This window comes from Cytobacillus dafuensis, assembly GCF_007995155.1.
GTDB lineage: Bacteria > Bacillota > Bacilli > Bacillales > Cytobacillaceae > Cytobacillus > Cytobacillus dafuensis.
This window is the reverse complement of sequence record NZ_CP042593.1, coordinates 4,079,152-4,103,288: the sequence shown is the minus strand read 5'-3', so window position 1 is coordinate 4,103,288 and position 24,137 is coordinate 4,079,152. Positions and strand designations below refer to the sequence as shown.

The 24,137-nt window shown below is 37.5% G+C and carries 20 protein-coding genes and 1 riboswitch; of the genes, 12 read left to right on the top strand and 8 right to left on the bottom strand.

Features of this window, described 5'->3' with window-relative positions; genetic code table 11:
* Window positions 1-50 precede the first annotated feature (50 nt).
* Entirely contained in the window at window positions 51-1,304 is a 1,254-nt protein-coding gene (gene hflX, locus FSZ17_RS19590; protein WP_057773483.1) for a GTPase HflX, read from the top strand.
* 128 nt (window positions 1,305-1,432) lie between these two features.
* Entirely contained in the window at window positions 1,433-2,197 is a 765-nt protein-coding gene (locus FSZ17_RS19585; RefSeq protein WP_057773480.1) for a MerR family transcriptional regulator, read from the top strand.
* 568 nt (window positions 2,198-2,765) lie between these two features.
* On the opposite strand, the gene FSZ17_RS19580 is transcribed toward FSZ17_RS19585, so the two are convergent.
* The 4 genes from FSZ17_RS19580 to FSZ17_RS19565 form a co-directional block, all read right to left on the bottom strand.
* A complete protein-coding gene (locus FSZ17_RS19580) occupies window positions 2,766-3,515 on the bottom strand; it encodes a CPBP family intramembrane glutamic endopeptidase (protein ID WP_057773478.1) in 750 nt (249 codons plus the stop codon).
* Between the two features lie 313 nt (window positions 3,516-3,828).
* Window positions 3,829-4,758 carry a copper amine oxidase N-terminal domain-containing protein gene (locus FSZ17_RS19575; RefSeq protein WP_057773476.1) on the bottom strand — a complete coding sequence of 310 codons (930 nt, stop codon included), beginning with the start codon at window positions 4,756-4,758 and terminating at the stop codon, window positions 3,829-3,831.
* A gap of 144 nt (window positions 4,759-4,902) precedes the next feature.
* The gene (locus FSZ17_RS19570) at window positions 4,903-5,262 is read right to left on the bottom strand and encodes an ArsR/SmtB family transcription factor (protein ID WP_057773474.1); all 360 of its coding nucleotides are present in this window, start codon (window positions 5,260-5,262) and stop codon (window positions 4,903-4,905) included.
* Window positions 5,262-5,684 (bottom strand): SRPBCC family protein, encoded by a 423-nt coding sequence (locus FSZ17_RS19565; RefSeq protein WP_228460239.1) that lies wholly within the window; start codon window positions 5,682-5,684, stop codon window positions 5,262-5,264. Before FSZ17_RS19565 ends, FSZ17_RS19570 begins: the two co-directional genes overlap by 1 nt.
* Window positions 5,685-6,220: 536 nt before the next feature.
* On the opposite strand from FSZ17_RS19565, the gene FSZ17_RS19560 reads away from it, so the two are divergent.
* Both FSZ17_RS19560 and FSZ17_RS19555 read left to right on the top strand, forming a co-directional pair.
* On the top strand, window positions 6,221-7,444 hold the full coding sequence (locus FSZ17_RS19560) for an MFS transporter (protein ID WP_057773470.1): 1,224 nt from the start codon (window positions 6,221-6,223) through the stop codon (window positions 7,442-7,444).
* A gap of 483 nt (window positions 7,445-7,927) precedes the next feature.
* Window positions 7,928-8,434, top strand: a complete 507-nt coding sequence (locus FSZ17_RS19555) for a DedA family protein (protein ID WP_057773468.1) — start codon at window positions 7,928-7,930, stop codon at window positions 8,432-8,434.
* Window positions 8,435-8,547: 113 nt separating this feature from the next.
* Here the strand turns inward: FSZ17_RS19555 and FSZ17_RS19550 are convergent, their stop codons facing one another.
* A complete protein-coding gene (locus FSZ17_RS19550) occupies window positions 8,548-9,003 on the bottom strand; it encodes an SRPBCC family protein (RefSeq protein ID WP_057773467.1) in 456 nt (151 codons plus the stop codon).
* A 372-nt stretch (window positions 9,004-9,375) separates the two neighbouring features.
* On the opposite strand from FSZ17_RS19550, the gene FSZ17_RS19545 reads away from it, so the two are divergent.
* Window positions 9,376-10,746 carry an amino acid permease gene (locus FSZ17_RS19545; RefSeq protein WP_057773464.1) on the top strand — a complete coding sequence of 457 codons (1,371 nt, stop codon included), beginning with the start codon at window positions 9,376-9,378 and terminating at the stop codon, window positions 10,744-10,746.
* A gap of 152 nt (window positions 10,747-10,898) precedes the next feature.
* Here FSZ17_RS19545 and FSZ17_RS19540 read toward each other — a convergent pair whose 3' ends face one another.
* Window positions 10,899-11,720: an aminoglycoside adenylyltransferase domain-containing protein gene (locus tag FSZ17_RS19540; protein WP_057773462.1), complete on the bottom strand. Its 822-nt coding sequence runs from the start codon at window positions 11,718-11,720 to the stop codon at window positions 10,899-10,901.
* A 214-nt stretch (window positions 11,721-11,934) separates the two neighbouring features.
* Here FSZ17_RS19540 and FSZ17_RS19535 point away from each other — a divergent pair, with 214 nt between their 5' ends.
* The 3 genes from FSZ17_RS19535 to FSZ17_RS19525 are packed head-to-tail and all read left to right on the top strand — an operon-like array spanning window position 11,935 to window position 15,987.
* The gene (locus tag FSZ17_RS19535; protein WP_057773461.1) at window positions 11,935-12,420 is read left to right on the top strand and encodes a MarR family winged helix-turn-helix transcriptional regulator; all 486 of its coding nucleotides are present in this window, start codon (window positions 11,935-11,937) and stop codon (window positions 12,418-12,420) included.
* Window positions 12,413-14,137: an ABC transporter ATP-binding protein gene (locus FSZ17_RS19530; protein ID WP_057773458.1), complete on the top strand. Its 1,725-nt coding sequence runs from the start codon at window positions 12,413-12,415 to the stop codon at window positions 14,135-14,137. Before FSZ17_RS19535 ends, FSZ17_RS19530 begins: the two co-directional genes overlap by 8 nt.
* Window positions 14,134-15,987 (top strand): ABC transporter ATP-binding protein, encoded by a 1,854-nt coding sequence (locus FSZ17_RS19525; protein WP_057773457.1) that lies wholly within the window; start codon window positions 14,134-14,136, stop codon window positions 15,985-15,987. The genes FSZ17_RS19530 and FSZ17_RS19525 overlap by 4 nt, the downstream gene beginning before the upstream one ends.
* A 94-nt stretch (window positions 15,988-16,081) precedes the next feature.
* Here the strand turns inward: FSZ17_RS19525 and FSZ17_RS19520 are convergent, their stop codons facing one another.
* Window positions 16,082-16,933, bottom strand: a complete 852-nt coding sequence (locus tag FSZ17_RS19520) for a bifunctional 5,10-methylenetetrahydrofolate dehydrogenase/5,10-methenyltetrahydrofolate cyclohydrolase (protein WP_057773455.1) — start codon at window positions 16,931-16,933, stop codon at window positions 16,082-16,084.
* A gap of 48 nt (window positions 16,934-16,981) precedes the next feature.
* A riboswitch (ZMP/ZTP riboswitch) is annotated at window positions 16,982-17,065 on the bottom strand.
* 418 nt (window positions 17,066-17,483) lie between these two features.
* Here FSZ17_RS19520 and FSZ17_RS19515 point away from each other — a divergent pair.
* Together FSZ17_RS19515 and FSZ17_RS19510 are read left to right on the top strand one after the other, a co-directional pair.
* Window positions 17,484-17,798: a PadR family transcriptional regulator gene (locus FSZ17_RS19515; RefSeq protein ID WP_057773453.1), complete on the top strand. Its 315-nt coding sequence runs from the start codon at window positions 17,484-17,486 to the stop codon at window positions 17,796-17,798.
* Between the two features lie 210 nt (window positions 17,799-18,008).
* Window positions 18,009-18,620, top strand: a complete 612-nt coding sequence (locus FSZ17_RS19510; RefSeq protein WP_057773451.1) for a DedA family protein — start codon at window positions 18,009-18,011, stop codon at window positions 18,618-18,620.
* 436 nt (window positions 18,621-19,056) lie between these two features.
* Here FSZ17_RS19510 and FSZ17_RS19505 read toward each other — a convergent pair whose 3' ends face one another.
* Window positions 19,057-19,995 carry a DMT family transporter gene (locus FSZ17_RS19505; RefSeq protein ID WP_057773449.1) on the bottom strand — a complete coding sequence of 313 codons (939 nt, stop codon included), beginning with the start codon at window positions 19,993-19,995 and terminating at the stop codon, window positions 19,057-19,059.
* A gap of 361 nt (window positions 19,996-20,356) precedes the next feature.
* On the opposite strand from FSZ17_RS19505, the gene FSZ17_RS19500 reads away from it, so the two are divergent.
* Window positions 20,357-20,818, top strand: a complete 462-nt coding sequence (locus FSZ17_RS19500; protein ID WP_057773447.1) for a MarR family winged helix-turn-helix transcriptional regulator — start codon at window positions 20,357-20,359, stop codon at window positions 20,816-20,818.
* A gap of 3 nt (window positions 20,819-20,821) precedes the next feature.
* Entirely contained in the window at window positions 20,822-23,950 is a 3,129-nt protein-coding gene (locus FSZ17_RS19495) for an MMPL family transporter (protein ID WP_057773444.1), read from the top strand.
* Window positions 23,951-24,137: the final 187 nt, after the last annotated feature.

Genomic DNA, 24,137 nt, shown 5'->3' with positions numbered 1-24,137 from the left:
CAACAGGGAAGTTTAACGTAGTCATTATTTTTGAACGGAGTGATGAATATATGGAAAGAAAAGCTATTTTAGTAGGTGTGAATGTAAACAATAATCAAGAAGACTTTGTATACTCGATGCAAGAACTCGGAAATTTAGCTGCTGCGGGCAATGTCATCGTTCTTGGAGATATGACGCAGAATTTGAACCAAATAAATAAAAGCCATTACATTGGTACTGGAAAGATACAAGAACTGCATAATTTTCTAAAAGAGAAGGATGCAGATATGGTCATATGTGATGAAGAACTATCGCCTTCGCAAATTCGAAATTTAGAATCGGAGCTTGAATGCGAGGTAATAGACCGTACAATGTTAATCTTAGACATTTTTGCAAGTCGGGCAAAAACGAGAGAGTCCCAGCTTCAAGTAGAAGTGGCGAGATTAAAATATATGCTTCCTCGACTAATTGGCATGCGTGAATCTTTAGGCCGTCAAGGTGGTGGGGCTGGGTTAAAAAATAGGGGCGCCGGTGAAACAAAATTAGAGCTTGATCGAAGGAAAGTAGAAGAGAAAATTGCTAAATTAACAAAAGAGCTTGAGAAGTTAGTGGCACAACGTAAAACGCAAAGAAAGAAGCGCACCCAAAATGAGATTCCTGTCGTTTCACTCGTGGGCTACACGAATGCTGGAAAGTCTACGATCATGAACGCGATGCTTGAAAAGTTCAGTCGAGGAGCAGATAAACAAGTTTTCGAAAAGAATATGCTGTTCGCAACTTTAGAAACATCTGTCAGGAAAATAAAGCTAAAGAATAATAAAGCTTTTTTATTAACGGACACAGTGGGCTTTATCAATAAGCTTCCTCATCATCTCGTGAAAGCGTTCCGTTCAACATTAGAAGAAGTGATAGAAGCAGATTTGCTCATTCATGTGATTGATTATTCGAATCCTTATCATGAGGAGCAGAAGAAGCTTACGAAACATGTATTAGCAGATATTGGTGTTAAAGATATTCCGATTATCTATGCCTATAATAAGGCTGATTTAATGGAGGGAAGCTTTCCTTCTATTCATCATGATCGCGTATATTTGTCGGCAAAAAATAGGGTTGGATTGGATGAACTAAGTCAATTCATTAGTAATCAAATTTTTGATGATTATATTCATTGTGAATTCCTTATTCCTTACTCAGAAGGAGAAATTGTCTCATATTTTAATGAACAAAGTCATATCCGAGCAACTGAATATGAGTCTAGTGGAACGCTGCTCAAGGTGGAGTGCAGGAAAGCGGATGCCGAGAAATATAATCAGTATATAAGATGAATTATAAAAAAACTAAAAAATAATTAAAAATAGCTGTTGACCTTCACGTTGCGTAAAGGTGTATTGTTGATTTACAAGGAAGTTAGTTTTCTTGAAGTGTATAGCATTACTGATAAGGAGGTGAGCGAATGGAATATACAGTGCAAAAGCTAGCAAGATTAGCAGGTGTCAGCACCCGAACCTTAAGGTATTATGATGAAATTGAAATTCTTAAGCCGGCAAGAATTAATTCATCTGGATACCGGATTTATGGGCAAGAGGAGGTTGACAGATTACAGCAAATCCTTTTTTACAGGGAATTAGGCGTTAGTTTAGAAAGTATAAAAAATATTGTCACTTCGCCTTCGTTTGAGGGAGCGATTGCACTGAAAGAACATCGCGAAAAACTCCTTGAAAAAAGACAACAATTAGATTTGCTTATCGCCAATGTTGAGAAGACAATTGCCTTAACAGAAGGGAGAATTCATATGTCAGATAAAGAGAAATTTGAAGGGTTTAAGAAAAAAATGGTCGAGGACAATGAGAAAAAATACGGGAAAGAAATTCGTGAAAAGTACGGAAACGATATAGTTGATAAATCCAATGCCAAGTTGATGAACATGACTCAGGAACAGAATGAAGAAGTGACGAACTTGGCGAATGAAGTCCAGGAGACATTAGCAAAAGCATTTGCAACAGGGGATCCAGCGGGGGAATTAGCTCAGAAAGCAGCAGATTTGCATAAGCAATGGCTATGCTTCTATTGGAGCAAATACAGCAAGGAAGCACATGCTGGACTTGCACAAATGTATGTAGATGATGAAAGATTTACGGCTTATTATGACAAAGAGCAGCCGGGAACAGCTGAATTTCTAAGAGATGCTATTCTTATTTATACAGGAATGAAACAATAATAGATTTAAAAACTGTGATTTTAAAAAATTAAGCTAGACTAAAGCCCGGTTCTGTTTATCAGGATCGGGTTATTTCTTTTTGTGGTGCCGTATGCTTCCTTTTTTGCCGGAAACACACAATGAGCCTGTTATCCTTCATTTTTTTGGATAGCGGTAACAAAGAATCGGTCAATGAGCCCGTTATCCTTCATTTTTTTGGATAGCGGTAACAAAGAATCGGTCAATGAGCCCGTTATCCTTCATTTTTTTGGATAGCGGTAACAATGAATCGATCAATGAGCCTGTTATCCTTCATTTTTTTGGATAGCGGTAACAATGAATCGATCAATGAGCCCGTTATCCTTCATTTTTTTGGATAGCGGTAACAATGAGTCGTTCAATGAGCCCGTTATCCTTCATTTTTTTGGATAGCGGTAACAATGAATCGATCAATGAACCCGTTATCCTTCATTTTTTTGGATAGCGGTAACAATGAGTCGATCAATGAGCCCGATATCCTTCATTTATCCGTATAACGGTAACAATGAGTCCTTAAACATTAATCAATATATGCCCGCGTGTATTTCTTTTAAGTCCCTAAAACAAGGAATACAATCGGTATTATCCCGAATGTGATATTGACGATGAAATGACAGACGATTAAAGGAAATAGCCTTTTTTGTTTGTGATAGATAATTCCGCTGCCAATACCCCAAAGAAAGAATGCAACAGCATAAACGATAGTTCCTTGCAGAGTAGTCGCTAAGATAATATGTTGCAAGGCAAAACCGATGGATGGAATGACAATGCCGATCCATACTTTTTTATACTCATTGATAAACATTGGCTGGGAATACCCTCGATACATGAGCTCTTCAATAGGTGCATTTAAAAAAGGGAAAACAGCAGATATGCTAGCAGTCGTCCATATGAACCATCTCGGTACAGATAAAGAAATGGATTCTTCATCCGCCACAAAGACTGTTTGAAAGTGCTGGAATAAATCGGTTCCATATAGGAGAAACATTGTTCCTATGACTGCCAAAACAAAAGGGATATATAAAACAAATAACCACAAAAAACCGAATAAAATATCTTTTATTAAAAAATCAGAACGAAACCCGATTAATTTTTTCAATGATAGGCCTTCTTTTTTTAATAAGAGATGCAAAAATATAAAACAACCGATATTGACGATTGTAAAGGAAAGTGTAGATAGAATAGGGAGTAAATAGAAATCAAATTCTCCTCCAATAAAATGAAACAATATATAAAGAACCATTAAAGAGATAAAGAGCAAAGGTAGTCTGATAAATGATACTAGCCATGCTTTTTTCATGGAATTCACCTGCTCATTTAAGTGTAATTTCGTCATTATATTAAGATGGATAGTAGTGATTTGTAAAAAATATTCCTATTCATTGTAAAGGGACAACTGTACAGCAAAAAAGCTGATCCAAAGTTGGGTCAGCTTTATTTAGGATATTTTAACAGAAAAATTTATCGCAGATTAACGGGCAGTAAGACCCCACTTCAAGGATTCGCGTATGCAAAGAAGAGTAACTGGGGATCAACTGCCCGTAAATGCCCGATTGGTTCAACTAACCATCAGTGGGGGATGAAGAAAAACCCCCACTGATGGAAGTTTCACTTTATTTCATTAACAACATGTCAAGGAATTCCTCTGGTACATAGGATTTTCCATTTTTTATTTCAGGAGCTACGTCAAAATATTTTATACTACGGTTGTAACCGTATTCCTTCTTGCCAATTGAGATAAGAAATGAGCGATTTTGCTTACTCACTGAAAAGTTTTTCTGTTTGTTATTCCATTTCACGTTGTAGCCTAGATGCTCTGCTACTTTTCTAATAGGGATCATTTTTGTTTCGTCTTTAAAATAATGGTCTTCATCAATAATCTTTTGCATTTCCACCAACTTTTCGTCAGTATACTCTAGAGCAATGATCTTTACAGGGGTTGTTTGGGCTGGAATGCTTCTCGTTGAAATATTGTAGAATACGATTAATTCCTTGCCTGTTAGGTCAGCTTTCTTAATTGTTTCTCCCTTTTCATTTAAGAGAATAGTGTCTTTAGAAATATTCAATTTAATCTCATTATCAAGGCTTATGAGATTTTTATCATATTTTGATATTTTAACTTGTCCCATCTCTTTACCGTTCACAATCATTACTTCCGGTGTAATGGTAGCAGGATAAATAAGAGGCATTGGCTTATTTTTATCATAGTAGGCTTCGACCTTCATGCCTTTTTCAAGTTTATCTTTTTTAAGTTTTTCGCCTTTGCCGTTGTCGAATAGCAATACTTCATCTGTGATTGGGAAAACCATTTCTAAGGATTCATTTTGATTTTCAACCAGTAACCGAGATGATTTCTTATCTTTCTCGATATTCTGAATGACTCCAGAAAATTTAATGAATTTTGATGTCTCGATTTGTTGAGCAGATTCTACTGTAGAGGTGCCTTTTGTGTCTGCAGGTTTATTGGCAGCATATCCTGAATGATTGCTTAATGCCAATCCAGAAACCAAAACTGCTGTTGCTAGTATTCCAATTCTTTTCAATTTGTCTCCTCCTTGGATCTTTTTCTGGTTCTCCTAGAATAAGACGTTAAGTAAAAGAAAAGGTTACAATTTCTTTTAAATATATTATTTTCCAATTTTAAAAAACGAACAGTGACTGGCACTGTTCGCAAAAAAATCCTAATCTTAGCTTTCATGTTCTGTTCTAATAACTTTCAATTCATCTTTTTCTCCTTTTTCAACAACATGCTTTAAAATCGATAGCTTGTTGTTCCAGAATTGATCGAAATAAGAAAGCCACTGTTTTAGTTCAGAGAAAGTTTCTGGCTGCAATCGATAGCGCTTTTCTCTGCCGACTTTTTCCCCAACGACTAATTCGGCTTCTGATAGAACATGAAGATGCTTTGCAATGGCAGTACGGCTCATTGGAAAGTGGGAGGTGATTTCTGAAATCGGTCGTTCTTTCTTAGCAAGTAATTTCAGAACTTCTCTACGGGTTGGGTCAGCAATCGCTTGATAAATATCGTACTTTTGTAAAGCGGACATTAACCTTCAACAACTTTACGAAGTTTTTCATTAACAATCGCTTCCCAGCCGCCATTCATTCTATCACGAATGACAGTAGCATTTTCACCTGCTTTTGGAACAACTGCATCAGACTGATTCCATCCTCCATGAATGAGTGTAAACTCCGTCTTGTCTCCAATTTCCTTTAGTGTAAATGAAACGATCCAACCATCTGTATCCCAAGAAAAGGATAGGTGATATGGAGCATTGATTTCTAATACTTTACATGGAGATGGACCAAATGGCGATTGTATATGGAACTCATGTCCTACCTCTAGTTGAAAGTCATTTTGCATGAACCATGATGCAATTCCTTCTGAAGTAGATACAACATCCCATACTTTTTGAATAGGAGCTTCAAATATTATTGTTTTTTTAATATCAGGTACATTATTTTCCAAGTCAGTGATCCTTCTTTCCGGTTATTTTATGAAACTAATTGGTTTCGTATTTTTGATTATATCCAACCATTTGGTTTCATGTCAATCAAGTAATTTTTGTAAAAAAATACAAAATAACACTTGAAAATCAACATAAAAAAGTGTAAGATATTTACACTATTACACGAGAGGGTGACCATAGGGCGATGATCAACTAATCCCGTTTTCAAAAGTACATTCGTAAATTTGCGAAGTCATATTTGAATGGGATTAGTCTATACTTTTTTAGAAAAAAGATGATCATTAATAGTACTGTTGTGCTATGTCTTTTTCTATGGTTTTTGACGACTCCCATCCAATATGGCGGATGGGAGTTTATTATTTCTAGCGCAAGCAGCCTGTCAGGAACAATCTGTTCTTTGGTTCCGAAAGCGCTTCTGCTTTTCTAATTTTAAACTAAAATGTTTAGTGTTGAGAAAGAGGTTTCAATCAAGGATTCGGTTCATTCACTGTTCTTTCTCCTATCCTACCTCTCACCTTCAGAAAAGAGGAATGTTATGTCACAATTATTAAAAAATCGTTTTGTTCGGGCCGTTTTTCTATCTGCCTTGTTTCTTCAGGTAGGAATTTGGATTCGAAATTTTGCTGTGCTTTTATTCGTTATGGAAAAAACAAATGGAGATGCCTTTGCGGTTTCGATGATTTCAGTTGCTGAATTTGCGCCTATTTTTATCTTCTCCTTTATTGGAGGAACCTTTGCTGACCGCTGGCGGCCGAAAAGAACAATGATCTGGTGTGATATTCTAAGTGCCATTTCTGTGTTCGCAGTATTAATTACGCTTGTGTTTGGATCATGGAAAATTATCTTCTTTGCTACATTAATTTCAGCTATATTATCACAGTTCTCTCAGCCATCTGGAATGAAATTATTTAAAATGCATTTGGGTGAAGAATTGATTCAATCGGCTATGGCCATTTATCAAACTATTTTTGCTGTTTTTATGGTTTTTGGACCAGTGCTTGGAACTTTTGTATTCCAGCAATTTGGAATCGACGTGTCTATTGCTATTACTGGAGTTGCGTTCCTTCTTTCAGCCGTAATGCTTGCATTTATTCCTGCTGACCATTCCATGGAAAATGAAAAGAAAGAATCAACCTTACTTGAGGAAATGAAAAGCGGAATTCGCTATGTATTGTCCAAAAAGGAATTAAAGCTTCTTGGTCTTTGTTTTATGGCAGCCGGACTTGCAGTTGGTTTAATTCAGCCTCTGAACATTTTCCTTGTTACAGAGCGGTTAGAATTACCGAAAGAAAATTTGCAATGGCTATTAATGGCAAACGGAATTGGAATGATCGTAGGCGGTGCCGCATCTGTCATGTTCTCAAAGTCGGTTCCACCACAAAGGCTGTTAATGCTTGGGATGTTAGCGAATGCCATTGGTATGGCTGTGGTCGGATATTCGACCAATTTGCCTATTACTCTAGGGGCTGAATTCTTTAATGGATTATTCTTCCCATGTATTCAAATTGGGATAAATACAATGATCCTGCAAAATACAAAGTCTGAATTTATTGGAAGAGTAAACGGTACACTAAGTCCACTTTTCACCGGATCCATGGTATTAACGATGAGTATTGCAGGTGTTTTAAAGGAATCATTTTCGATCATTTTCATGTTCGAATTAGCAGCGATTCTATTTGTTTTTGGTCTTCTTGCTATCCTCCCAATATACAATATGAAAGCTCCGAACCATGGAGAAGGAATGTTAGCAAAAGATTAAGGAGTTCAAAGAGATTCAGAATTAACTTTTTCGAATTATTTTATCGCAGATTAAACGGGCAGTAAGACCCCCACTTCAAGGATTCGCGTATGCAAAGAAGAGTAAGTGGGGGATCAACTGTCCGTAAAATGAACACAGACTAAAAACGCCACATCGTGTGGCAACGTCTGTGTGACCCACTTCCTGTGGGCCGCAACTAACCATCAGTGGGGGATGAAAGCCGACTAAGAACGCCACGTCCTGTGGCAACGTCGGCACTAGCACGTCCTGTGCGTCGAAAAACCCCCACTGATGGAAGTTTCACTTTATGTGTAATACAGTTGATTTTAGCTCAGTATCAAGCATATAAATTAATGAGTCTGAAGTTTATCTCCGCCTAAGGGCGGATTTTTTTTCAGCAGATTTTCTTTAGAATGATCCTCAAAAGCGTCTAAATATTTCCTTTAGTATTACCGTACATCAGGGAGAAGGTGGGAATGAAAAATGTTAAGTGAAACAATTATTCAACTGGTGGATCAGTATGGATATTTAATTTTTTTCCTTGCCTTCTGCTTAGGTCCGTTTGGAATACCGGTTCCAAACGAAATTACTATTCTGACTGGTGGAGTATTAGCGAATGAGGGTGTTATGAATCCGTGGATAATCTATATTTGTATTCTTACTGGGTTATTAACAGCTGTTACGATTGGTTATATACTCGGCAAGATGTTTAGTCAACGTATTCTTTTGAGATTAAAAGGGAAAAAAAGTAACCGTCATTTCATAAAAGCTGAAAAGCTATTTAATAAATACGGTAATCTTGCGATATGTATTGGTTTTTTTATTCCGATCGTCCGTTATCTTGTTCCTGTTGCTGCTGGAATAAGTGGAGTGAAATACAAGGTTTTTGCCCTTCTTTCATACTCCACTGCAATAATATGGACATCCGCATTTTTTGGTCTCGGGATGACACTTGGCGATCGATTTTCACAGATACAGTTTTTTTATTGATTATGATTAGGGTCAGTTCCTTACATTTCTGTAGGAGTAGGAACTGACCCGTTTTTTTATTTTTGGATGTTCAAAGGGTTAACTTGAGGGGCGGCGGAAAACCTCCAATGATTTTATATTGAAATGGGAGGCAGGGTGTTTCCTGTTTCAAGAAGGCTTTTCAAGTTGCTTAGAATAGCTGGCCATCCATTGTTAAATCCTTGGAAGGTATCGTCCTTATCCACCAAGTCAGAAGGCAATAGATTTTCATGCTTTAGCGTTAATTTTACAGTTGAATCCATTGGTTTCAATTCAAAAGTAACCTGTGAAGGATGCTCACGAGGGGTTTTATCTAACACATAATTCCATGTAAAGGAAAGTATCCGTTGCAGCTCGCACTTTAGGATGATTCCATGGTCAGTGACCTGTCCATTCCTCGAATACGTAATGCTTGAGCCTTCCTTCCAATCGGATTGAATAGAGCTGCCGAAGAAATATTTTTCAGTAAAATCACTGCTTGTCAAAGCTTCCCACAGCTTTTCGGGTGTCGTTGAGATATACGTAACATAAACAAATACAGTGTCAGTCATTTTTTTTCCTCCTCAAGTAGGTAATGATACTAGTAATTATACCTATTATTAGCGTTAAATTTATTGGAACAATAGGAGCTTTTTGGTATAAACATTTTCTAGTTTGTGGCAGCCGATATTCCTATTTTGATTAAGCAATTGCTTATTGTAAAGCCTTTTTCATACAACAAGCAGTCAGCAGGGGATGAAAAAAACAACGGATAAAAGTTTCACTTCATGTATTCATTCGGAGCCTAGTACTTCCCTCTTATTGTCGAATTTACAGATAATATGGTAAAATTCAATTATGTTGTTAATTTTAAATTGTCACATTATTTGGTCTTTTGAGGAAAGTTGTAGGCAACCTAGAAAAACAGAGAGTGGTGAATCAACATGAAGCAGCAAAATTTGTCAAGAGGTCTAAAAAACAGACATGTACAACTAATCGCTATTGGCGGTGCAATCGGAACAGGTTTATTTCTTGGAGCAGGAAAGTCGATTCATTTAGCAGGACCTTCGATTTTATTTGCTTACATGATTACAGGTGTAATTTGCTTTTTAATTATGCGATCACTCGGAGAACTGCTCTTATCCAATTTGAATTATCATTCTTTTGTTGACTTCGTAAGAGACTATTTAGGTAATATGGCAGCATTTATCACAGGCTGGACCTACTGGTTTTGCTGGATTTCAATCGCAATGGCTGACTTAACAGCTGTTGGTCTCTATACTCAGTTTTGGCTTCCAGATGTACCACAGTGGATGCCAGGGTTAATTGCATTGGTCATTTTGCTAATCATGAACCTTGCAACCGTAAAACTTTTTGGGGAAATGGAGTTCTGGTTCGCATTAATTAAAGTCATTGCGATTCTAGCACTCATTGTAATCGGCATTTTCATGATTATTAAAGGATTTTCTACTAATTCGGGACCATCAAGTTTCACGAATCTATGGAGTCATGGAGGCATGTTTCCGAATGGCATAGAAGGTTTTATCCTTTCATTCCAGATGGTAGTGTTTGCGTTTGTTGGTATTGAACTTGTCGGACTAACAGCAGGTGAAACAGAAGACCCAGAAAGAGTAATCCCAAAAGCTATCAATAATATTCCCATTCGGATTTTAATTTTCTATATTGGTGCACTTATTGTCATTATGAGTATTTATCCATGGAACGCCATCAACCCAATGGAAAGTCCATTTGTACAAGTATTCGTGGCAGTTGGTATCGCAGCAGCTGCTGGTATCGTCAATTTTGTTGTACTAACATCCGCAGCTTCGGCATGTAACAGTGCCGTCTTCAGTACAAGCCGGATGCTATATTCACTTGCAAAAGATAAAGATGCACCTATACCAATGACAAAACTTACTTCACGTAAAGTCCCTTCCAATGCATTGTTCTTTTCAACGGTTGTCATTCTAATTGCTGTTGTTTTGAACTATATAATGCCTGAAGGAGTATTTACTCTGATTACAAGTGTTTCTACAGTATGCTTCATCTTTATTTGGGGAATTACAGTTATCAGTCATTTGAAATACCGAAAAACTAGACCTGATCTAGCGAAAGTGAATAAATTTAAAATGCCGCTTTATCCATTTTCCAATTATCTGATTCTTGTTTTTCTTGCCTTCATTCTTGTTGTTCTTGCACTTGCAGAAGATACTCGAGTTGCCTTATTCATAACACCTGTTTGGTTTATTATGCTGATTGCGATTTATAAGATACGAATAGCCAAGGCCAATCGGTTAGAGGCAGCGGAAAATTAAGATGTAACGGACAATAATCATATCCATGTATTTTTTATAATAAAGTCTAAATCAAGGGGTGTCTCAGAAGTCGTAATTTCGGCTTAGAGACGCCTCTTTTGTTTTTACTCCTGACAATTCATAAATGGAATGATTTATCATACAACAAAAACTTACTTAATATTTGCATCCGAAAATAGCTTGTTGCTCTCTTGAAGAATAAAATCCATATATAGTAGAGCGTCATTTCTTCTTTCGTTTCTAGATGTATAATACGACTGGGTGATTCCTTTACGCAGCCGCATTGATTCATTAATAATTTTATGCCATCTTGGAGGCACTGTTCTTAATGCATATTCTCCAGCTTCAACTTTTGACGTAATATCTTTTTCTAGAAAAGTATAATAGGGACGTGAAACACCGAGAACTCCCCATTCTATCGAACTTAGACTAAAGAATAAACCTGCATAATGGATTGAAGGGAATTTTTCACATTTATTTTTCCAATCTTTCCAATACGTATTAAGGTTATTATGCATTCCATTAAGAAGCTCATCCCAATTTACCGTGTAATTTAATTCTTCAGTAGCTCTTCCTTTAATGGCAATTCCATATTTTTTTAGTTGAAAAGCATCAATGGAATTTCTATTAAATTGTGTATAACCTTGAAATTTCCCCTCTCTAAATTCAAGACATGAATTTTGGTTTCTTAGTGACTCAAAATCACTTTGCATGACATAAATCCCATCTAAGATCATTTTAGGGAATCTTTTCTGAATTTCTTTATGAACTTCTGTTAACTCTACTATTTCTATATTGGTTAGTTTCCTCTGTAAAATGGCGATAAAGTCAATATCGCTAAAACCCTCTGTAAATGCTCCCAATGAAATAGATCCATATATATAATAGGCATCTAAAATATTTGGCAGCTTGGAGTCTAGTAAAACAAAATAAGAATCTATGACTAGTTTAATATTGTTTGGGATATTACTCATTTATTCCTCCTAGAATAAAAAAACTTTTCCTAATTATAACAATTAACTCGCTTTTACTTCCAGATTTGACTAGTTGGTCTGTCTAAATTGGTTAAGAGAAGAAATACATTATTTTCATCTTGACTATGATAAAAAATAGGAGTAAATTTAAAACATTAATTTTTTTAATTGTTCATTTTAGAACTGTTTTGTTGTGAACGGAGTGATGAAAATAATGGAATATGAAAATCAAGCATTCTTGCGTTCGTCGGAGCTATTCCGTACATTGTGGCGTGTGAATTTGAGCATGAGGCGAATCGTTCAGAAGTCAGCAGCGGACAATAACCTTTCTGTCCCTCAATACGCGGTATTAATGACATTGACGCCACGTAAGGAAATGACTCAAAAGCAGCTCGGTACGGTTATGCAATTTCCAAAGAGCACTTTAAGCCAGGCAGTAGAGGGACTTGTTCAAGCGGGGTTGATTATTCGTCACCCTGTAAAAGAGAACAGGAGAGAAATGCAGCTAATTATTAGTGAAAAAGGAAAAACGCTTTATGAAACAATCAAGCGCAAGGAAGGCAGTATACACCATGCTTTTGAATCAGCCATAGATACACTGTCTGTTAAGCAATATGAAGAATTACTTTGTTCACTTCGACAAATTGCCTCATTTTTAGAAGATGAATCTGAAGAGAATGGAGAAGACAAACATGATTAAACTCTTAAAAAATCTTTCATTTTATAAGTGGATTGTATTAGCTGTATTTGGACTTGTTTTTGTACAGTCCATGGCAGATTTATTTTTGCCAACCTTAATGTCAGATATTATTGACAATGGAGTAGTAAAAGAAGATAAGTCATATATTTGGGAAATTGGAGGATTAATGCTTTTAGTTGCTGCAATAGGGGCATGTGCATCGGTAGCTGCAAGCTATTATTCTTCTAAAGCGGCGATGGGGCTGGGAAAAGATATCCGTCGGAAGGTTTTTACACATGTGGAGAATTTTTCGCTCCAGGATTTTGATAAGGTTGGAACAGCTTCACTCATTACAAGAACAACGAATGATATCACCCAAATACAGCAAGTCGTTATCATGATGCTTCGTTTCGTTGTGAGTGCTCCGATTATGTTTATTGGTGGAGTTATGATGGCCGTTTCGAAGGATGCAAAGCTATCATTAATCATTGTAGCAACAATACCAATATTGATTGGTTCAATCCTTCTTATTATGAAAAAAGCCATGCCTCTTTTTAAATTGGTTCAAAAACGACTTGATCAGTTAAATCTTGTTTTACGTGAAAACTTAACAGGTATTCGTGTAATTCGTGCTTTTAATCGGGAGAAACAAGAAAAAGATCGGCTGCAGAAGGCTAATAAGGATTTAACAGATGTATCGATTAAAGTCAATAAAGTCATAGCATTTATGATGCCGATTATGATGCTCGTCATGAATTTAACAGTCGTTGCAGTCATTTGGTTAGGCGGTATTCGTATTGATAATGGCGGGATGCAGATAGGGGATTTGATGGCTTTCATTCAATACGTGATGCAAATCATGTTTGCTCTTGTCATGGCATCAATGATGTTTGTTATGATCCCACGAGCTGCTGTTTCGGCAAAGCGAATTAATGAAGTGCTTGAAATGAAGCCTATAACCTCCAATGAGGGAACGGATAAAGCAGACCGCAGTCGCGGTACGCTTGAATTTGAGCATGTCACCTTTCATTATCCGGGAGCGGAGGAACCTGCCCTATCTGATATAAGTTTTCAAGCTAGATCAGGAGAAGTAACTGCGATTATTGGCGGAACTGGTGCTGGGAAGTCAACTCTTGTGAATTTAGTACCTCGTTTTTATGATATTTCAAGCGGTGTGATTCGCGTAAACGGAATTAATGTACTGGATGCTTCTAAAGAGGAAATTCGTTCAAAAATTGGCTTTGTTCCACAAAAGGCATTACTTTTTACAGGGACAATTGCCGAAAATATTCGTTTTGGGAAGGAAGATGCAACTCAGGACGAAATCGAGCATGCAGCACGAATTGCGCAAGCCGAAGATTTCATTAGCAAAATGGAGAATGGTTATGATTCTATCATCTCACAAGGTGGTTCAAATGTTTCTGGAGGGCAAAAACAGCGCTTATCGATTGCAAGAGCTCTCGTTAGAAAACCGGATATTTACATTTTTGATGACAGCTTTTCAGCTCTTGATTATAAAACAGATGCAAAATTACGCGCAGCATTAAAGGATGAGACCAAGGATGCAACGGTTTTGCTTGTTGCACAACGGGTCAGCACTGTTATCGAAGCAGATCGAATCATTGTGTTAGATAAAGGGGAAATTGCCGGAATCGGAACACACGCAGAATTGCTTGAAAACAATGCTGTCTACCGTGAAATTGTTGAATCCCAGCTCTCAGAGGAGGAAATTGCATGAGTAAAGATAAGAAATCGCAATCTCATGGCGGAGGGCTAATGGGACAGGGAAATATGATGGTGGCTGGTCAGAAGGCGAAAGATTTTAAAGGAACTTTACGTCGTCTTCTCAGTTATTTGAAACCACGACGTAATCAGTTAATAGCTGTGTTTTTTGCAGCTATCATGAGTACTGTTTTTATGATTGCTGGACCGAAGATCATGGGGAATGCGCTGACTGAACTTTTTGAAGGTGCATACGGAAAGCTCACGGGAGTACCAGGCGCAGGAATTGACTTCGATGCAATTGGCAGGTTGTTACTTCTTTTAGCAGGCTTATATGTAACTAGCAGCATCTTTAGCTATATTCAGCAGTACATCATGGCTGGTGTAGCCCAAAAGACGGTCTATACTTTAAGGGAAGATGTAAATGAAAAGCTTGAAAAACTGCCGCTAAAATATTTCGATGGTCGTCCAAATGGGGAAATATTAAGCCGTGTAACAAATGATATTGATACAATCGGCAGTACACTGCAGCAAAGTATGACACAGTTCATTACATCGATCGTAACAATCGTAGGAATTATCATCATGATGCTCACCATCAGTCCGATATTAACGCTGATTTCAATTGTCACACTCCCGCTATCAATTTTTGTGATAAGACCATTTTTGAAAAAGTCACAAAAACACTTTGCTAATCAACAGCGAACACTTGGGGAATTAAATGGACATATTGAAGAAATGTATACCGGTCACCAAGTCGTAAAAGCGTTTGGTCATGAGAAAAAGGCCATTGCTGAATTTGATAAAGTGAATGAAGAGTTATATGATGCAGGCCGTAAAGCTCAATTTATTTCGGGTGTCATCATGCCGATGATGTCTTTTGTCGGTAATTTAGGCTATGTTTTAATTTGTATTGTTGGTGGTATTTTAGTTACAAACCGGGCAATTTCTATCGGTGATATTCAAGCGTTTATTACGTATTCGCGTCAATTTACACAGCCGATTGCACAAACAGCAAACATCGCAAACATCATTCAGGCAACTGTCGCTGCAGCAGAGCGGGTTTTCGAATTGCTAGATGAAGAGGAAGAAGTTCAAGAATCGAATACCGTTACTCTACAGCGTTCAAAGGGTGCAGTTGCATTTGAGCATGTCGATTTTGGGTATGGAGATGAATTATTAATAGAAGATATGAATATTAAAGTTCTCCCAGGACAGACAGTCGCTATTGTTGGGCCAACTGGAGCCGGAAAAACGACGCTCATTAATTTATTAATGCGGTTTTATGAAATAAATGGCGGGAAAATCACGATTGATGGATTCGACACACGTGATATGTCTCGCGAAGATCTGCGTTCTACCTTTGGAATGGTGCTTCAAGACACATGGCTCTTTAATGGAACGATTAAGGCAAACTTAGCTTATGGCAAAAAAGGTGTGACAGACGATGAAATTATCTCAGCTGCAAAGACAGCACGTGCAGATCATTTTATCCGAACGCTACCAGATGGATATGATACTGTCTTAAATGAGGAAGCATCCAATATTTCTCAAGGACAAAAGCAACTTTTGACTATAGCTCGGGCAGTACTTGCTGATCCTCCAATTATGATCCTTGATGAAGCAACCTCAAGTGTCGATACACGAACAGAGGCGCTTATTCAACAAGCAATGAACAGATTAATGGAAGGAAGAACAAGCTTCGTTATTGCCCATCGCCTCTCAACAATTCGGGACGCTGATTTAATCTTAGTCATGGATCAAGGGAAGGTAATTGAACAAGGTACACATGAAGAGCTTTTAGAGGAAAATGGCTTCTATGCTGATCTTTACAACAGCCAATTTGCGAAGAAAGTAGCAGGATAAGTATTGGAGGCTTGATTCCATAACGGAGTCAAACTTCTCATTTTTAAAATGTAAGAGCCGAGCGATGAAAAAAAGCTCGGCTCAAATTTTAACATTAAAGAGACGGGATATTCATTGATTTTTCTGCTGCATCGACCGTATGTTTTAATAACATAGATATAGTTACTGGACCAACTCCTCCAGGAACAGGGGTAATGGCACTGGCATTTTCATAACATGCCTCATAATCAACGTCACCGATGTTTCCTTTGTTATAACCTGCATCTAGGATGACTGCTCCTTTTTTTACCCAATCCCCTTGAATAAAATTAGGTTTTCCTACGGCTGCTACAACAATATCAGCTTGTTTTACGATTTCAGGTAAATTTGTAGTGTGTGAATGACAAGTAGTGACTGTTGCATTTTCATTTAAAAGTAAAGCTGATACAGGCTTGCCTAAAATTGGGCTTCTCCCGATAACGACTGCATGTTTCCCGTCAATGTGAATATTATAATGTTTTATGATTTCCATGATAGCTGCTGGAGTACAGGAAGGATATGTTCCAAAACCAAAAGCAGTTTGTCCATAACCTGTGCTTGTCACTCCATCCACATCTTTCTTTATATCAATAGCTTCGAAAGCTTTGCGTTCGTCAATATGTGAAGGAACTGGATGTTGAAGAAGAATCCCGTGAATGGATGGATCCAGATTTAGTTTTTCAATGGTTTCTAATAGTTTCTTTGTTTCTGTTTCTTTTGGGAGATGAATACGCAAGGATTGAATTCCAATTCTTTCACATGCATTGCCTTTCATTTTTACATAAGTTTCTGATGAGGGATCATCCCCTACCAAAATTGTAGCAAGACAAGGAGTAATTCCTTTTGACTTTAAACTAGTTACTCGTTCTTTCAATGTATCTGTTATTTTTTTTGCAACAAGCTTCCCATCTAGAATAACTTTTTCCATAAAAAATACCTCCTAAAAATAATAAAAGAGATAGGGATATATTATCCCTATCTCTGCCCAGACGACCCGACGATATAAAATGCAGTTTCCATGTGGTCAATTCCACTATTGTCGTCAGTTACTGCATTTCCTAAGTTGTTGGCTTGAGCATATCACACATAAAATAAAAGTTCAATATGGAAAGAGTGGGCTCAAAAACTTTCACACAAGTGAAAACTCTATTATAATCAAATTCTAAATCATCGTTTATGTATTAGGCTGTGTTAAAGACCAGTGTTGATATACTATTTTGTTGTTGATTGGAGCGGAAGGCGCGAGACTCCTACGGGAGAAGCGAGTCTAAGGAAGACCCCACAGGAGCGATAGCGACGAGGAGGCTTTCGGACCGCCCGCGGAAAGCGAGTGCCTGCAGTGGAAATCAACAGGGAAGTTTAACATAGCCATGTATTTAACTATTTTTTCTACATAAAGTACCTTGTTAATTTAAGTAATTTAATTTATCATTACAATTGCTTAATTATTTTAAGTAATAATGCTGGAGGTCATGATTTTGAACAAAGAGATGTTAAAAGGGACAATTGACCTTCTTATTCTTTCTATTCTTAAGGAAAAAGAAAATTATGGATATGAAATATCAAAGGCGATAAAGAAAAGAACAGAAGGAACATTTGAAATTCAAGAAGCTACCCTATATTTATCATTGAAACGATTAGAGAAACAACAAGCAATATCTTCCTCCTGGGGAAATGAAAGTCATGGAGGCCGGCGTAAATACTATACGGTTACAGAAGATGGCTTGAAACTGTTGCAAAGATCCATACTAGACTGGAATAAAACAGTAGATATGGTTGCTCGGTTTATTTAAGGAGAGGCTATGTTAAAGCTCAGTGTTGATAATGGCCTAAGGAGAAAATAAAATTGGAACTCTCGAGGGAAATGTTCAGCTGCACGATTTAAAATACAGCTGGATAAAAATTAGGACTTCTAACTTTTTCAGAAGACTGCATAAATGATATAATAGTGCAGTATGATTGAAAGAAAGCTTCAAAATAGACTTTTAATAGGAGCATATATAATGGAAAACTGGATTACAGATATAATGAACCAATTCGGATATATAGGTATTATGCTATTAATCGCTTTAGAAAATATCTTTCCGCCCATCCCCTCTGAGGTTATACTAACTTTTGGAGGCTTTATGACGACGACAACAGATTTAAGTATAACGGGGGTCGTCGTATTTTCAACCATTGGTTCTGTTGGAGGAGCGGTTATTCTTTACGGCATTGGCCGACTAATTGATGTGGAAAGAATGGAAAGAATCATTGAAAAATGGGGCCATATTCTTCGATTAACTAAAAAAGACATTCATAAGGCAGAAGATTGGTTTAATAAATACGGCGTTTGGACTGTTTTTTTCTGTCGATTAGTTCCTTTAATTAGAAGTCTAATCTCGATCCCTGCTGGAATGTCACATATGAATATATGGTTATTCCTGATTTTCACAACACTCGGAACAACGATTTGGAATGTGATTCTTGTTAATATTGGCGCGGCAGTTGGGGCTTCGTGGGAAGATATTGTTAAATACATGGATGTTTATTCAAATATTGTCTATGCCATTTTGGCACTCCTCGTCGTTATCATTACGATTTTATTTATTAAAAAAAGATTTGCACGTAAATAATTGAAAAAATGGACAGCCCCAGAAAAAGGGAGGCTGTCTTTTTACTTTGTATAGGAAATTATAATTTTCGCTATCTGTTGATAACTTGAGATATAGTTTATCTACGTTCAGCTCCAGCGCCTACCTCCTCGCCGACTAAAGACGCCACGTCCTGTGGCAACGTCGGCACTAGTACGTCCTGTACGTCGGAGGTCACAAGCTTGTCTAGTTACGGCTCCTAGGGACTCGTGTCATAAGCCAATCCCTTCCAGAAGACAAAGAACGTCTTCTTACAGGGCTTGTCTTATGCTGTCGTCCCTAAACAGTCGCCTCCACATTTCGATCAATCCTCCCAGAAAGGTAAAGAACACCTTTCCGTGAGGCTCGTCTTGTGCTTGTCGGAGGTGAGCAAGGCGCTTGCGCATTTGTTCATTTCCTTGGGTAATTCGCTTATTGATTAACTTGCTTCATTTATTTTTATGGTCTTTTTTTCCTTTTTAATGGAAAGAATCGCGATCGTACTTAAAATACATATCGTTCCTAACCATTCAGCATAACCGAAAGTGACATGAAGCCATACAATGGCTAAGAATGCCGCTGTTAGTGGTTCAGCACAAGCTAGTAAACTAGTATCAGATGCACTAATATATTTAAGACTTTCTAAATAGCAATAGAAAGCAATAATGGTTCCAAATACAATGATGAATAGGACGGCAAAGAAAGAAGGAAGGGACCACTGACCTTCGAACAACCAAGGAGGATGTATAAAGCTAAAACTTATTCCGCCTATTAACATCCCCCATCCAACCACAATGGTTGATCCCCATTTTGCGAGCAGATGGAGAGGATGCAGTGTATAAAATGCTAATGCGACTGCAGAAGTAAGACCCCAAAATAATGCCAAGCCTGATATAGAGAGTGTATGGATACTTCCTTGGGTTACAAGCAAGAAAGTGCCTGAAACAGCCAAAAATAATGCCAAACCCTCCATCAAAGTTGGCGACCGTTTTGCACGAAATGCTGAATAGCACATGATTAGGACCGGAGCCAAGTATTGCAGTACGGTAGCAGTTGCTGCATTTCCGTGCTTAATAGCAGCGAAAAATGTATATTGGACAGCTAACATCCCGAGGATGCCGAAGATGATAATATGAACTCTATCATGCTTATCCTTCCAAATTCCCCAAACTTTTTGTTTCTCATTTTTATAGGCAATTCCTAATAACAGAACACCAGCCACCAATAAACGGTTGACTACTAACCACTCTGGGCTGAATCCTTGCTGAAAGAGGTACTGTGCTACAGTTCCTGAAACTCCCCAAAAAATCGCTCCGGCAAGTACTAGAGCAATTCCTTTTTTTCTTGTATTTGACTGAACGCTATTACTAGTACTCATCATATATCCTCGCAATCCAGCAACTGGTCATATTACCTTCCTGCTGTGACCAATTCGTTATAGAATAATAAAGTGAAACTTCCATCAGTGGGGGTCTTACTGCCCGTTAATCTGCGATAAACATTTCTGTTAAAAATTAGTTTGAATTTTTAGAAGTATACAGTGAGTTACATATTAAGTCAATAAGAACTGACAGTATCAATAAAAAAACTTACCTGTCATACGTTGGATATAGCTATCCACTTTTCAATCCTATTTATTGACAACAAAGGATTTGTGCAATAAAGTTAAACACATTAATAGTTTAACGATTTAACAATTAAACAGTAGAATTATTTTGGTTGGAGGCGAATAAACATAAATGTCAGATACAGTGATTCAAGAATTAATCGATCGATATATTGAGTTATCATTTTCTGTTCATCGAAGAGGGGAGGCTCTAGTTAAGTGCCAAATTGGCAGTGATCTTACGAATGATCAGCATTACACGTTACGTTATATTAGCAAGGCGGGCTCTTGTACCTCGACAGAATTAGCAGAAGAATTCGATGTACAAAAAAGTGCCATCACTGCGATCATCAATCGATTATGGGAAAAGGGTTTGATCCAACGAACACGTGATGAGAATGATCGAAGGGTTGTTTATTTGACCTTAACAGATAAAGGAAATGAGCTGTTTTATCAAGCTGAAGAACGGATTCATAAGCTTGTTGAATCTTTTATTTCGAAATTTGATCAAAGTGAAATAAAGCAATTCATCGAAACATATGAAAAGCTAAATCAAGTGTTAAAAGAGAGTAGAGATTTCAGAGTGGGGGAATAAGGCGTGAAATTTATTATAAAAAATAAATGGTTTGTCATCATTGCCTGGATTGTCATGGTAGTTGGACTTTTTTTGACTGCTCCCAATATGCAAGAGCTTGTTCGTGAGAAAGGTCAAATTACGGTTCCAGATGAATATTCTTCTACTTTAGCCGGGAAAATTATGGACGATGTTCGTAAGCAGGAAGGCAGCGGGGATGAGACCCAGGTTGCTCTTGTTTTTTATAATGATAAAAAACTGACCCAAGAGGATATAAAAGAAGCGGAAAGAGCAATTCAGATTCTTGAAGATAAAGAGAAGGAGCTAGGAATAACTGAAATTCTTACTCACTTTAATGAAGAGGGCCTAAAGGATCAGCTTGTTTCAAAAGATGGTAAAGCTATTTTAACATCAGTTACTGTCAGCTGGAATGACAGGGAACCTAAAGAATTAAGTGATGCTTTGTATAAAGCAATTGATGATATTCATGTAGATCACTATTTTACAAGTGAATGGCTTATTAATGAGGATATAATGACCAGCTCTGAGGAAGGGCTGAAGAAGACAGAAGGGATTACAGTTGTTTTTATACTTGTTGTTTTATTACTAGTATTTAGATCAATTGTTTCCCCGATGATTCCTTTATTGACAGTCGGATTTTCGTATTTAGCATCCCAGTCAATCGTAGCGTTTTTAGTGGATAAGTGGGATTTTCCTCTATCAAACTATACACAGATATTCTTAGTTGCCGTATTATTTGGAATCGGAACAGACTATTGTATTTTGTTACTCAGCCGATATAAAGAAGAACTTTCACAAAGAGAGAGTATATCAGAAGCCATTGTCGAGACATACCGCAATGCTGGACGCACCGTGTTTTTTAGCGGAATCGCGGTTATGATTGGATTTGCTGCGATAGGATTCTCTCAATTTATTCTTTATCAATCTGCAGCAGCCGTTGCCATTGGGGTAGCTGTTCTTTTGATTGCTTTATTTACAATAGTTCCATTCTTTATGGCTATGTTAGGACAGAAAATTTTCTGGCCTTCGAAAAGCAAGGCAGATCATGGCGAAAGCAAGCTTTGGGGGATAGTTGGGAGATTCTCTTTGGCTCGTCCGTTCATTGCTTTACTTATTGTTGCTGCAGTATGTGTGCCTTTTCTTGCTACATATGACGGAGAACGATCTTATAATTCCTTGGAGGAAATTAGCGGGGATGTTAATTCTATTAAAGCCTTCAATGCAATTGCTGATAGCTTTGGTCCTGGGGAATCGATGCCAACTCAGATCGTATTGAAAAACGATGAAAGGATGGATTCCACTGAGTACATTGATTTGGCAGAAAAAATTAGCAAGGAATTAGAAAAAGTAGATTTAGTTGATACGGTTCGTTCTGTTACAAGACCTACTGGGGAGCCAATCGAGGATTTCTTCATTGGAAAGCAAGCTGAGACTCTTGAAGAAGGCTTAGGTGAAGGGAAGGAAGGCTTAGATAAAATTAGTGAAGGCCTAAATGAAGCCGGAAGTAAATTATCGAAGTCAGAGCCGCAATTAAAAGAAGCAACAAATGGCATCAATGCCTTGATTTCAGGAACAACCGAAATCCAGTCAGGACTAAAAGAAATTCAAACGAATCTTTCAAAGATAGAAAATGGAATTCGCCAGGGCTCTGCAGGATCTGATCAGGTTAAGGCTGGTCTTAATAAATCAAAAGCAGGAGCAGAAGAGTTATTAACAGTTTATCAACAGCTTCATGGCGGCTATAAAGAATTACAGGGAAATCTGAACAGCCTAACAACCAATTATCAAAAAATTGGTGAGGGCTTAACTGGATTATCCAATGGGATTTCACAAGCAAATGGAGCCATGTATGGTTATTTAGAAAATACCTATACAGGCTTAGCTGCTGACCAGCAATACCAAGCGATGAAACAAACGGTCATTGGTTTACAGCAGCAATTAAGCGGCTTATCTGCAAACGTTAATGAACTTAATGCGGGGCTATCAAAAATTAATAGTGGAATGGCAGGAGCAAACACGGGCTTTGAAAAAGCAATGGCAGGTCAAAATGAGCTTGCATTAGGTCTGCAGCAATTAATTGCAGGTATAGAAGCGCAGCAAAAGGGGTTAAATCAATTAGCGGATGGCCAAGGAAAAATTGTTAAAAATGTTCCAAAGCTTACAAACGGCATAGGGAGCATCAATGATGGCCAAAAGCAGCTTCTTTCTGGCTTTGGTGATTTAGGGGGACAAATTAATCAATTAACAGAAGGGCTCAGTCAAAGTACAGAAGGGTTGAATCAAGTTTCTGTAGGTCTAGGGTCTGCACAGGATTATTTGTCTGGATTATCTAGCTCAGAAAATATGGACGGCTTTTATTTGCCTAAAGAAGTTTTAGAAAGTGAAGAGTTTGCTCAAGTAATGGATGTTTATATGTCAGAGGATCGAAAGGTCATGACAATGGATGTAATCTTTAAGGCAAACCCATATTCAAATAAAGCCATTAATCAAGTAGAGGAAATGAAAGAAGCTGTAAAGAGAGCGACAAAAAATACGAAGCTTGAAAATGCAGTGGTTGCAATTGGAGGAGTTACTAGTACAAATGCGGACTTAAGCAAAATGTCGGATCAAGATTATTCGCGTACAGTTGTCCTCATGTTAATCGGAATATCCATTATTTTAGTCTTTTTATTCAGATCCATTATTATGCCGGTCTATATTATTGCTTCATTAATCTTAACTTATTTTACATCAATGGCGATAAATGAAGCGATTTATGTAAATATTTTAGGATATTCTGGTATTAGCTGGGCAGTTCCGTTTTTCGGATTTGTCATCCTTGTCGCATTAGGAGTAGACTATAGCATTTTCTTAATGGATCGCTTTAATGAATATAGGAATCTATCTGTTGCAGAGGCGATGCTTCTTTCGATGAAGAAGATGGGGACAGTCATCATCTCAGCAGCAATCATCTTAGGTGGAACTTTCGCTGCCATGATGCCATCTGGAATGCTGTCATTACTGCAGATTGCTTCTATTGTAATCGTAGGTTTATTCTTATATGCCATTGTCATGCTGCCGTTGTTTATACCGGTCATGGTTAAAAACTTTGGAGAGGCAAATTGGTGGCCATTTAAAAGAGGTACAAATTAGAAATGGTAAAGCAACCCGTGTATGGGTTGCTTTATTTAATTGGAAAAGAAATAAAAACAACGAAATATCCTATATTTTCATAGTTTGTTAATGGATTTAAAAATAGATCAATATTTTACAATTCCTTGTTGACTAGAATATGAATGCCCAGTAGAATAAAAATGTGTAAGTGAAAATAATTATCATT

Coding starts and splice junctions, on each gene's coding strand:
- hflX (WP_057773483.1), top strand. CDS start 51: ATGGAAAGAAAAGCTATTTTAGTAGGTGTGAATGTAAACAATAATCAA.
- FSZ17_RS19585 (WP_057773480.1), top strand. CDS start 1,433: ATGGAATATACAGTGCAAAAGCTAGCAAGATTAGCAGGTGTCAGCACC.
- FSZ17_RS19580 (WP_057773478.1), bottom strand. CDS start 3,515: ATGAAAAAAGCATGGCTAGTATCATTTATCAGACTACCTTTGCTCTTT.
- FSZ17_RS19570 (WP_057773474.1), bottom strand. CDS start 5,262: ATGTCCGCTTTACAAAAGTACGATATTTATCAAGCGATTGCTGACCCA.
- FSZ17_RS19560 (WP_057773470.1), top strand. CDS start 6,221: ATGTCACAATTATTAAAAAATCGTTTTGTTCGGGCCGTTTTTCTATCT.
- FSZ17_RS19555 (WP_057773468.1), top strand. CDS start 7,928: ATGTTAAGTGAAACAATTATTCAACTGGTGGATCAGTATGGATATTTA.
- FSZ17_RS19550 (WP_057773467.1), bottom strand. CDS start 9,003: ATGACTGACACTGTATTTGTTTATGTTACGTATATCTCAACGACACCC.
- FSZ17_RS19545 (WP_057773464.1), top strand. CDS start 9,376: ATGAAGCAGCAAAATTTGTCAAGAGGTCTAAAAAACAGACATGTACAA.
- FSZ17_RS19540 (WP_057773462.1), bottom strand. CDS start 11,720: ATGAGTAATATCCCAAACAATATTAAACTAGTCATAGATTCTTATTTT.
- FSZ17_RS19535 (WP_057773461.1), top strand. CDS start 11,935: ATGGAATATGAAAATCAAGCATTCTTGCGTTCGTCGGAGCTATTCCGT.
- FSZ17_RS19530 (WP_057773458.1), top strand. CDS start 12,413: ATGATTAAACTCTTAAAAAATCTTTCATTTTATAAGTGGATTGTATTA.
- FSZ17_RS19525 (WP_057773457.1), top strand. CDS start 14,134: ATGAGTAAAGATAAGAAATCGCAATCTCATGGCGGAGGGCTAATGGGA.
- FSZ17_RS19520 (WP_057773455.1), bottom strand. CDS start 16,933: ATGGAAAAAGTTATTCTAGATGGGAAGCTTGTTGCAAAAAAAATAACA.
- FSZ17_RS19510 (WP_057773451.1), top strand. CDS start 18,009: ATGGAAAACTGGATTACAGATATAATGAACCAATTCGGATATATAGGT.
- FSZ17_RS19505 (WP_057773449.1), bottom strand. CDS start 19,995: ATGAGTACTAGTAATAGCGTTCAGTCAAATACAAGAAAAAAAGGAATT.
- FSZ17_RS19500 (WP_057773447.1), top strand. CDS start 20,357: ATGTCAGATACAGTGATTCAAGAATTAATCGATCGATATATTGAGTTA.